Source organism: Sphingomonas sp., assembly GCF_036388215.1.
Classification (GTDB): Bacteria; Pseudomonadota; Alphaproteobacteria; order Sphingomonadales; family Sphingomonadaceae; genus Sphingomonas.
Map to the genome: position 1 here is coordinate 67,040 of NZ_DASVSH010000031.1, position 10,454 is coordinate 77,493.

Sequence of the window (10,454 nt, forward strand, 5' to 3'; positions counted from 1 at the left end):
TGTTCCTGCGGGGGCCGCACGTCCATCGGCGTGAGCCGATCAAAAATCCTGGGGCGACCGACGGGACTTGAACCCGCAACTTCCGGCATCACAAGCCGGTGCTCTAACCAATTGAACTACGATCGCCACGAAGGTTGGGCGCTTAGCGGGGCTGATTGCGGAGCGCAAGATAGTTGCGGCGGGCCTCCGGCACTATGGCGTCGGCGTCGCTTCTTTGGCAATGAACGGCCATGCAGAACGTCACCGTGACCTTCGATTCCGGCCCGGTAACCGGCCCCAGCCCCGTCGCCGCGCACATCATGCGTCAGCCCGGCGTTCAGCGCGTGCCGAACCCCAAGGTCGAGATGTTCATTGCGAAGAACTTCCTCGAGCCGGAGCTCTGCCAGCTCCTGATGATCAAGATCGACGCCGAGCGCCGCCCCTCCACGATCGCCGACGCCAACGGCGACTATGCCTTCCGAACCAGCGAGACATGCGATCTGGCCGCGAACGACCCGATGGTGATGGAGCTCAAGCGCCGGATCATCGCGCTGACCGGGCTCGATCCCGCGCATGGCGAGCCGATGCAGGGCCAGCGCTATGAAATCGGCCAGGAATTCAAGGCGCACACTGATTATTTCGAGCCCACGGGCGCCGACTTCGCCCGATATTGCAGCGTGGCGGGCCAGCGCACTTGGACCGCGATGCTCTATCTCAACGAAGTCGAGGCCGGCGGCGTCACCCGCTTCAAGGCGATCGACAAGCTGGTGACTCCCGAGACCGGCAAGCTGATCGTCTGGAACAACCTGCGGGTGAACGGCACGCCGAACCCCTCGACTCTCCACCACGCGATGAAGGTCCGGGCGGGCCTGAAATACGTGATCACCCAATGGTTCCGTGAGCGGCCCTGGGGCTGATCAGAACTTCGCGCTCACCCCCAGCGAGACCGTGCGGCCCAGGCGATAGCTGTTGATCTCGACCGCGCTGCCGTCAAACTGCTGATATTCGCGGTAACGCGTACCGGTCAGGTTGCGCGCCTCCAATTTCAGTTCGAATTCCAGACCGGCCAGTTTCACGCCCTGCCGTGCCACCAGATCGAGCCGGATGCCCGGCCGCTCGACGATATCGGGCAGGAGGTTCGCACCGCGATTGGTGACGCGGTTGCTGGCGTAAGTGAACAGCGCAGTGAGCTGCGAGAGGCTGTCGGTATCCTCGATCCCGAATTGCAGGTTCACCAGATGGTCCGATTGCCCCGTCAGCGGCGCGCCGTCGCGGAACAACTGGCTGGAAGGCACCAGCACCGCCACGCCGCTGCCATTCTGGATGGGGCTCGGCACCAGCTCCGATCCGGATTGGATGCTCGACTTGGTATAAGTGTAGTTGGCGACCAGCATCAGCCGGCGGCTGGTGAAGAAGCCGCCCCAGCTCTCCAGCGGGAAATATTTCTGCGCCTCGATCTCGCCCCCCCACAATGTGGCGCTGGGCGCATAGGAAAAGCCCGTTTGCAGGCTGGAATCGGCGGTCGGGAAGAACGCCACCTGCTCGGTGGGGTTGTCGATCTTCTTGTAGAAGCCGGCGGCGGTGATCCGCTGATCGCGGGCGAAGAACCACTCGAACCGGCCCTCGAAATTGAGAAGCTTGGAGTCGATCAACTCGGGATTGCCGAAGAACAGGCGGTCCGATTCGAAATCACGATAGACCTGCGGGGCCAGCTCGCGGAACTGCGGGCGCGCGATCGTCTTCGATCCGTGCAGACGCGCCTGCATGTCCGGCGCGAAATTCCAGGTCACGGTCGCCGCGGGCAGCCAATAGGCATTGTTCAGGCGCGTGCCGGCAAAGGTCGCGCTGTTGGTGGTCACGCGCTCATCGGCCTTTTCGTACCGCACGCCCGCCGTGGCGCGCAGCCCCTCGGCCAGCTCTCCTTCGAGCTGAGCATAGCCCGCGTGGATCTTCAAACTGGCGTCATATTGTGCGGCTCCCTGCGCGTTCGACAGGTTGAACAGGCGGATGCAGCCCGCCTCGGCGGCAACCGTGGTCGGGTTGAAGCAGGCGCTCATGATCGAGTCGGTCGAGAGGAGGAAATCGGGTCGGAGATAGCTCGCCGGGGAAGGAATGCTTCCCCCGTTGAACGATCGATAGCGGAAATCGAAGCGCGTCGAGCTACGCTGCGAGTCGCTGTAGAAATAGCCACCCGATAGCGTCACCGGGCGCGAGAAGAATGGCAGCCGATAGCCCAGGTCCGCCTGGCCGCTCCACAGGTTCTCGTCCAGCTCGCTGAAGGCCACGGTGGCCGATTCGCCGAGCCCGTTGAGGCTGTTGACATAGGCCTGGCGCACCGGATCGAAGCGATAGCTGAAGAAGCGCTCATAGGGCGCGTTGCGCCGCGTGTTGGCATAGCTCCCGCGCATGTCGAGCGACAGGCCGCCAAACTTGAATTCGCCCGTAAGCTGGGTGTCGATCAGCTGCCGCTCGAACCAGTTGGTGTTTTGCTGGAGCACCTGATTGCCGCTGCTGTTCGGATAAACGGTGGCGGTTCCCAGGCGCGCCTGCTTCAGCGTGTCGTGGATATACAGATTGGTCCAGCGGATGCGGTGTTCGCCGAATTCCGCGCCAAAGCCGAGCAGTCCATTGGCCACGATCCGGTTGTCGGTCAGCACGGTCCTGAAATCGCTGCGCACCGCGCCCGTCGGATCGGTTGTGTCCTGCTGAATGGCGTCGCGCGTGCGGAAGCTGTTGCCCATGCTGGCCGAGGCGATCAGGCCCAGGCGCACACCGCCCACATCGAACGAATGGCCGGCGCTCATCTCCCCGTTCCAATTCACCGGGATGTGATCATTTTGCTGAAGCAATGTCGTCTCGGCATTGGTCAGTTGCGCGACCTGGCCCGAGAAGAACACGCTCGACGTCAGCCCCTCAGCCCGAATGAAGCCGGGCACATCCCGCTCGCCCGTGTCGTAGCCGAGCGAGTCAAGCCGCCCGCCATCATAGACATAGCCGAACTGGTCGGTCGTCGTGCTGTCAAACATGAGCGAGCCGCCAACCTGGAGGAAGCTCTCCTGGGGCACGGCGCGCGTGGTCAGATTGATCACGCCGCCGCCGAACTCGCCGGGATAATTGGCCGAATACGTCTTCTGGACGAGCGCGCTGCCGACGATGCTGGTCGGAAAGATATCGAGCGGCACCGTGCGGCGCAGCGGCTCGGGGCTCGGCAGCGGAGAGCCGTTGAGCAGCGAGGAGGAATAGCGGTCACCGAGGCCGCGGACGAACACGAAGCCGTTGCCGACCACGCTGAGGCCGGTGACGCGGGAAAGCGCTCCGGCAATATCGCCCTCTCCCGTCCGCGCGATGTCTTCCGTCGAAAGCACTGATACGACCTGCGCCGTAGCGCGCACCACATTGGGAATGTTGCGCCCGGTGACGACGATCTCTTCGCCGGCATCTGCATCGAATCCCGGGGCCGAGACTTCAGGGTCTTGCCCAGCATCCTGCGCAGGCGCGACGGCTGGATCAGCCGGCGCGGTCGCGGGAGGCGTCTGCCCCGCAACTTGAGCCAGCGCTGCCGGGCACACTAGCTGCGTGGTGGCGACCAGAAGGGTGGCGAGAGTGATTTTCGTCGTCATGCGGCTTGTCCGATCCGGAGGCTGGTTTTGCGAAGCACCGGGGCCGCGGATTGCTCCGCCGCCCCGGCGCGTCCTTGCTCGGCTGGTTGGGCTGTTACGCGCCGTTGCAAGCCAGATAGACTGAGTTGAACAGCGGCGGCCCTACGTCCTGAAGCCCGGCATTGGACGGGCGGATCGTCGATTTTCCGCCACCCGCGTCGATACCCGCGACCAGATTGATGCACGGGCCGACCGCGCGGACGATACCGTTCACGAAGGTGAAGTCGGCGCCACCACGCAGGCGGATTGCCGCAGGAGCGCTCGCCGTCGTCTGGATCAGGGTGAAGTTGGCGAGGCGGCCGAAGGTACGCGGCAACAGGTCTTCGTTCCCGTTCGAATCGATCTCCATCGAGAACGAGTCGCTGGTCGCTCCGATCGTCTTTTGCGCGGTGATCAGGAACTGCACGAAGCCGCGATAGCCGGCGTCGAGATCGAGGCCGTCGTCATCGGCGCCGGTGATCGCCAGGTAGCGCATGTTGGTGGTGCCGCCGAACACTTCGATGCCATCGTCCGAGCTGTTGTGCACCTGGACGTGATCGATGGTGGTGCCCGAACCCGTGCCGCCTAGCGTCAGGCCCTGCAATTCGTTGCCCGGGGTGATCTCGATGCCCGAGTATCGGATTTGCACGTATTGAACCGTGCCGCTGCTGTCGGCCGGGGCTGCGCCGCCATAAAGCGCGTTGCCGGTGCCCTCGACCACCTGTTCACAGGTCGTGCTCGAGCCCGCGGCGTCGTTCACGCCGCTGATGCAATTGGCGATCGGCGCGCGGCCGGCCATGATGACGCCGCCCCACTGCCCTTGCGTAGCGTCGCTGGTGCCGGCGGGATTGAGGTTCTGTTGCGAGGTGAAGATGATGGGGAGGGCGACAGTGCCGATCGCGTTCATCCGCGATCCGCGATTGACGACCAGGAAGTCGTTGGCGGCGTCGTTCGCATTCGCGACCACGATCACGCCTGGATCGATGTTGAGCGTGGCGGAGGCGCCACCGGCGGCCGCTCCGCCGATGCCCAGATCGACGCCGACATCGACGCGGCCGTTGATCTGATAGGCGACGCCATCCACACGCGGCAGGTTCAGCGTCCCCGCAACGATGGCGGGCAGGCGGCACAGCCGGTAATTGTTGTTGGTTCCGGCATCCACGGTGCCGGCGGCACAGGCGGTTGCCGCGGGAGCGGCGGCAGTGCGGGTGAGCGAAGTGACGCAGTTGTTCGCCGCCGGGATCGCGCCCGTCGGCGTGAAGTTCAGCGTCGAGGAGCTGCAAGTCCAGTCGCGGAACGAAGTGTCGCTGGCATTCGCCACCGCGCCGACGAATCCGGTCGAAACGAAGAAGCTCGAAAGCGTCGCGGCGTTGAACGGCGCCAGCGTGGCCGCCCCGCCCTGGGGCGCGAACCCGTTGAGCGGAGCCGAGCCGTTCAGCGTGTTGCCCGCGCCCGCATTGAATACGGCGAGCTGCTCGTCCTGGGTGACCGTTACGCCGCTGACTGCCGTCGCCGCGAAGTTGGCGGTCGGAGTCGGGGTAGTTGCCGGGGTGGGGGTCGGAGTCGCAGCCGGGGCGGGAGCTGGGAAGACGATCGTTCCCGCGCCTGGCGATGCGACGCTGCTCGCGCCGTCACAGGCGCCCAGGGCGAGAGCTGCACAGCTGGTCATCAGGGCTAGGCTAAGGCGCTTGAAGCTGGGCATAGGATCTCCATCCGGCGGACGCCGGTTGCTGGTTTCGAAACTGTGCGGGTTCGACTCGGCGTATCCCCGTCGGCCGCATTGCCCGGCTAGGGGGCTTGCGTGACTCGTACGTGGAAGTTCGGCGTAACTTCCGCGACTCTGCTGTTACGGGAGTGTTACGGTTGTCCGGATTTAGCTTGGGGGGCACTTGACCCGAGCGCCGGGCTGGCAGGCGCGCCTTTTCCAGTTCAAGGCATCAAAAAGCCCGCCGATCACGCGACCAGCGGGCCGTTTCAGATGGTGGGCGCGGCAGGGATTGAACCTGCGACCCCACCCGTGTGAAGGGTAGCAGCACCCGTTCCCAAGAGCCTTTGTAGTTACTGCCGTTCCCGGAAAACCGCCATTCCTCAAACACACGGGTTTCTGCGGTTATTGTCGAATTTAGGGGTTTAAATCGGTTGCGAGTGGGGACTTAGTGGGGTGGACTTTTCGGGCTTTTTGGGGTATAATACTCCTATACCCCACTGCATTCCCCACTAATTATCAGACTTTGTGGGGATGCCAAGAACAAGAGGAAAGGAACCCCCGCATGACCCAACCCAAGCGCCCTGTCGGACGTCCCAGACGGCATGCTGAATTTGATCGCTTCGAGGCTGAGTTGCCCGAGGTGATGACAAAACGCCCCGCCTACAACGATGGCATCGGCCTGTTCAAAGGTGCCACCGGCTGCACGGTATGGCTCAAGATCAGGTTGCCGCTTGGTGGCGTTCACAACGGCCGCACGGTGCCCATTGGCGGCTCTGTAGAGATCAAGAAGGGCAAGCGGGCCTCTTGGACATGGCAGGAACTGATAGAGGAGCGGGACAGGCTCCAGAAGCTGGCCGATCATGGCAAACCCCTTGAGGCCACCGAGGTGCCCACCTTTGCCACCCACGCCGGAGAATGGCTGGAACGCAAGAAATCGACGTTGAAGAGTTTCGGCGTCACCCAGGGCAATGTGAACCGATCGCTTATTCCAGCCTTCGGCAAGAAGGCGTTAAATGCAATCACGGTCGGTGATGTGAACAAGTGGATTGGCAAGAAGCGGGCAACGCTGAAACCGGGCACGGTCCAACGGGAGTTGAACACCCTCAATGCCATTTTGAACGATGCGGTTCGCAACGGGCTGATTGACCGGAACCCAGCGACGTGGGCCGACAAGATCAAGGGCGTTGAAGCAAGGCAGCGGTTTGTCACCGAGAAGGAATGGAAAACCATTCTGGCGACCTGCGAACGCATCGAACAGGAGCAAGAGGACAACAGGGAGCAGACCCCGCATCGGATCAGGGGATGGCTTCGTCACTATGTCGCATGGGCCTACAATTCCGGGATGCGGCGGGCGGAAATTCTTGCCCTGACATGGGATAACGTCCGGGAAGTCGATGCCGAACACACGGTCGTTGAGGTGTTGAACTCCAAAAGCGACAAATCCCGTTTCGTAAGCTGCACCCCTGAGATGAAGGCCATCATCGAGGCTTTGCGGGCACTGCCAAGGATGGACGGAGACGACAGACTGTTCCCGCTATCCATGACCACGCTCAAGCGGTCCCTAGCGGCACTGTGGAAGGCAACGGGATTGAATGACGTTCGCCTTCACGATCTACGCCGAAGCCACGCCACCATATTGATGAGCAAGGGCATTGATCCTCGCACTATCGCGGGGAGGCTGGGGCATAGCGGGACAGCGATGCTGGCCAAGCATTACGCGGTAGATCTGGGGACAAGGAAGCGGCTGCGGCTTTTGCATAACCGATCATCCGAGGACGTTGGCGTCTAGCTAAAGTCTAGCAGAGTCAATGCATTCGTCAGCCTGCACTCCGGCAAGTTACGTGCCAACTTAGCCGATAAGTACGTTTTTGCTTGACAAATCGGTCATTTTACTATACAATTATGGTATGGATCGGGGGTTTTCCCTTTCCATTTTTCGCTAGACTTAGAGCCAACGCTCCGTTCGAGGCACCCGCCCCGCACGGGGCTTTTGCTCGTCCAAAAAGGATGAACGCCAATGCAAATTGAACCTGATTTTTTCACTGACAAGGACGTGGCCCGCAAGCTGAACCTCTCGACTTCATGGGTCCGGGTCCAACGGCACAAGCGGGCCAAAGGCTTGCCGCATACCCTCAAAGTCGATGCCCGATATATCGGCACCTGCCCCCGTTACGTCCGGGGCGAGATCGAAGCCTTCGTTGCTTCCATCGCAGCATAAGGGGCACGACCCATGTTTTACGACAGGATGCTGGGGGCGGACTATTCCGCCTCCCCGGCCCCCGTGGGCTTCGCCGGGACACTGCTGGACGTTGCCGCACCATTGGCTACCAAAGCGAATGCCACGGTTCCCCAGCCATTCAAACGGCCAAAGGGTGAATGGTTCGATGAGGATTTCGATTTCATCGGCTCTGAGGGTGATGCCTTCACGGAAATGCTTTTAGCCGCAATTGACGCGGTGGAAGTCCGTGATCGCAAACGGAAAGTGCATGACCTGAAAAATCATCGCATTTTCATCCGCAAACTGGCCGTCAACGGCTTCCGCGCCTTTCGATGGTTCACCCCGCCTCTTGTTGCCGTGATGACAGGGCCGAAGGATTACAAGGGCCGAGGGGAGCCGTGGCTTAACGGCGAGGCAATGGGCCGAGAGATCAAGCTACTCCGCGACGCGGGAATGATCGAAAGCAGCCCTGGCATTTGGAGGAAAGGATCGACAACCTTTCGCCCAACGGAGGCGTTCGTGATCGCAGCCATGAATGCCAAGCTGTCCGACCGCAACGTCATTCACCGGCTGGACCCCGGCAGACTGATCAGGGTCTATCAGACCAGTAGCGGCGATGGGAATCTGATCGACTTCGCACAGGACGATCAGTCCCGCGCGTGGAGGGCTAAGATTGATGCCTACAACGGCTTTATTGCTCAACAGGACATCGGCATTGCCCTGTCGTCGGGAGAAACGGCCCAGCTAACGGCTAGGATGAATGCCCAACGGCAAGCTGGCACACCCAAGCTGAAACGTCCCGACTTGACCAACAAGAGCCTGTACCGCCAATTCAACAATGGCGGATTTGAGGATGGCGGGCGGTTTTATGGCGCATGGTGGGTCAACTTCCCCAAGGGCTTGCGTCCCCTGATCACGATCAACGGGGAGCCTACCGTAGAACTCGATTTCGCCAGTTGCGCCATTCGGATGCTGTATCACAAGAACGGGTTGCCCTTTGAAGGGGACGCCTATTTTCTGGACGCGCTTGAAGCGATCCGACTTGAAAGGCGATTGCCGGAAAAGTTCTTCCGACCGGGGACGAAACGGTTTGCCCAAGCCTTGTTCAACACAACAAAAGAAGGCTGCCCCGAGCGGGTTAAGCTGACGGGAGAGGAAAGGGTTAGGCCGTGGGTCAAGGAAGCGGCGGTTGTAGCAATGCTCAGAGACAAACATGCCCCCATTGCCCATGAGTTTCAGTCAGAGGCATGGAAATGGCTGCAACGAAAAGACTCCGAAATCGCTCTGAACGTGATCAGCAACCTAGAAGACAAAGGGATTGTTGCCCTTCCTGTCCATGACTCCTTCGTTGTGGTTGATGGTCAGGAGGATGCCTGAGGAAGGAAATGAATGACTGTTACTTTAATGAAATTGGTTCCCATCCAGAGATAGGATAAATAATATAGAGATAGATATTCTGGAGGTTTGTTGACTCTATATAGGTCATAAGGATCAATAGGAAGCTACAAGCTGTTATCAGCGTTATTGCCGCCCAGGGCACTAGGATGGCGGCCCCTCCCCGTTTAGCCCTGTACGGGCTTGCAAGTGGCAAATTGGGCGGTTCGGCAAAACGATTGCAGCTATGAGCGTTACCGGATGCGATCCGTTCAACATCGAGCAAATCGAAGCCTGACCGGACACCCTCCACCGTTACGCGCTGACCGACGTAACGCCTCGCCGATCGGGGAACGTCGAGTTGCCAGACGCCCCCGCCGTCCACCTCTAGCGAATAGCCCCATTTGCCGGGACGTAAGATGCCCGTTTCCACATGCCGGGTGCCTCTTGGCATCGGCGATCTCCCCGGAAGCCCGATGCGGTGCGCCCCCGCTTCGACTTCACACCTGATCCTTGGTGATCGGGGAGTTAGTAAACCGGACTAGGTACGGTCCCTACGACCTTTAGGCTGGGAAGCCCTGGACATACGTCGCAGGCTCCCCGACCATAAGGGTCAAGGATGTGCGGACTGCGACGGGCAGCCCCACCGACCTAATCAGGGGTTACTAAGCCCCAGAGCCGTGCGTGGCGGCTCCACCGCGCTTTATGCCGCTGGCGATTGCCGCGGGCAAGAACATTGCCGCTGGCCCGCATACGAGACCAACTTAGTTGGTGATCGCTTTCGTCACGGCTTCGATAGCGTTCGCCAATGGGGGAAGAAGCCCCGTTACCTTCGCAATCACGATCGGACCCAAAACCGTTCCGGCAGCCGATAACGTCGCATCGACAAATTTCGTTGTTCGCGCGCCCAGCCATTCTCCCAGCTTTCCGACGAACATAAGGAGTTTATTGGTTCGCGATTTTACAATCTGCGTATCCGGGTTCGGCTGTTCCAGTTCCGCGTCGATTACATCAATGTCGTCGATCGTTTCGCGAAGCTGGTTCAACTTCTCATTTGCGCCAACTTGGTCGGGAGGCCCGTTATGCCCCCTCCATGCAAGTTCGCGCTCTAGCTCTTCAACATGGCTGCGCAAGATGCGAAGTGCAGCACGCGCGTCAGATGCTGTATTAAGCTCCGGGCCAACACCGGGATTCAGAATGCGGGAAAATTCGTCATTTTCCAGTAGCATCGCTCTAATTTTTGGCCGGACAACTGCGCCGACGCTTTCAGCGGGAGAGAAGTCTGCGAGGACCGGACCGCCCAGCTCCTGAACAACAGCGGATATGTTCCGCATTCTGTATCGAATTGCTGCGTTGTTTCTCTGGGTTAAGCTCTGGCTTAACAGCGCCTGTGCCAGTGGCTCCGAACGAGTATCAGCGCCTTGAGTCTGAAAGCGGAGCAGCAGGATATAAGTTTCAACCGAACGGCGGAGTTCGTCATCGGTCCAAGGAGTGTTTCCCTGCTCAGTGTTTCTGATTGCCATGGCCTGCTTCACAT

General features: G+C 60.6%; 8 protein-coding genes and 1 tRNA gene. 4 read left to right on the plus strand and 5 right to left on the minus strand.

What is annotated here, in order from left to right:
* Positions 1-49 precede the first annotated feature (49 nt).
* A tRNA-His gene (locus tag VF617_RS12815) sits at positions 50-126 on the minus strand.
* A gap of 104 nt (positions 127-230) precedes the next feature.
* Here VF617_RS12815 and VF617_RS12820 point away from each other — a divergent pair.
* The gene (locus VF617_RS12820; RefSeq protein ID WP_414714053.1) at positions 231-896 is read left to right on the plus strand and encodes a prolyl hydroxylase family protein; all 666 of its coding nucleotides are present in this window, start codon (positions 231-233) and stop codon (positions 894-896) included.
* Here VF617_RS12820 and VF617_RS12825 read toward each other — a convergent pair whose 3' ends face one another.
* Both VF617_RS12825 and VF617_RS12830 read right to left on the minus strand, forming a co-directional pair.
* The gene (locus VF617_RS12825) at positions 897-3,599 is read right to left on the minus strand and encodes a TonB-dependent receptor domain-containing protein (protein WP_331015287.1); all 2,703 of its coding nucleotides are present in this window, start codon (positions 3,597-3,599) and stop codon (positions 897-899) included. It lies immediately after the preceding gene.
* A 94-nt stretch (positions 3,600-3,693) separates the two neighbouring features.
* A complete protein-coding gene (locus VF617_RS12830; protein WP_331015288.1) occupies positions 3,694-5,286 on the minus strand; it encodes a hypothetical protein in 1,593 nt (530 codons plus the stop codon).
* A 601-nt stretch (positions 5,287-5,887) separates the two neighbouring features.
* On the opposite strand from VF617_RS12830, the gene VF617_RS12835 reads away from it, so the two are divergent.
* The 3 genes from VF617_RS12835 to VF617_RS12845 all read left to right on the plus strand — a co-directional run bounded on the left by VF617_RS12835 (position 5,888) and on the right by VF617_RS12845 (position 8,920).
* Positions 5,888-7,114 carry a tyrosine-type recombinase/integrase gene (locus VF617_RS12835; RefSeq protein WP_331015289.1) on the plus strand — a complete coding sequence of 409 codons (1,227 nt, stop codon included), beginning with the start codon at positions 5,888-5,890 and terminating at the stop codon, positions 7,112-7,114.
* A gap of 228 nt (positions 7,115-7,342) precedes the next feature.
* Positions 7,343-7,543: a hypothetical protein gene (locus VF617_RS12840; RefSeq protein WP_331015290.1), complete on the plus strand. Its 201-nt coding sequence runs from the start codon at positions 7,343-7,345 to the stop codon at positions 7,541-7,543.
* 12 nt (positions 7,544-7,555) lie between these two features.
* On the plus strand, positions 7,556-8,920 hold the full coding sequence (locus VF617_RS12845; RefSeq protein ID WP_331015291.1) for a hypothetical protein: 1,365 nt from the start codon (positions 7,556-7,558) through the stop codon (positions 8,918-8,920).
* A 19-nt stretch (positions 8,921-8,939) separates the two neighbouring features.
* On the opposite strand, the gene VF617_RS12850 is transcribed toward VF617_RS12845, so the two are convergent.
* Positions 8,940-9,371 (minus strand): DUF5818 domain-containing protein, encoded by a 432-nt coding sequence (locus VF617_RS12850; RefSeq protein ID WP_331015292.1) that lies wholly within the window; start codon positions 9,369-9,371, stop codon positions 8,940-8,942.
* 310 nt (positions 9,372-9,681) lie between these two features.
* The gene (locus tag VF617_RS12855; protein WP_331015293.1) at positions 9,682-10,440 is read right to left on the minus strand and encodes a hypothetical protein; all 759 of its coding nucleotides are present in this window, start codon (positions 10,438-10,440) and stop codon (positions 9,682-9,684) included.
* Positions 10,441-10,454 lie beyond the last annotated feature (14 nt).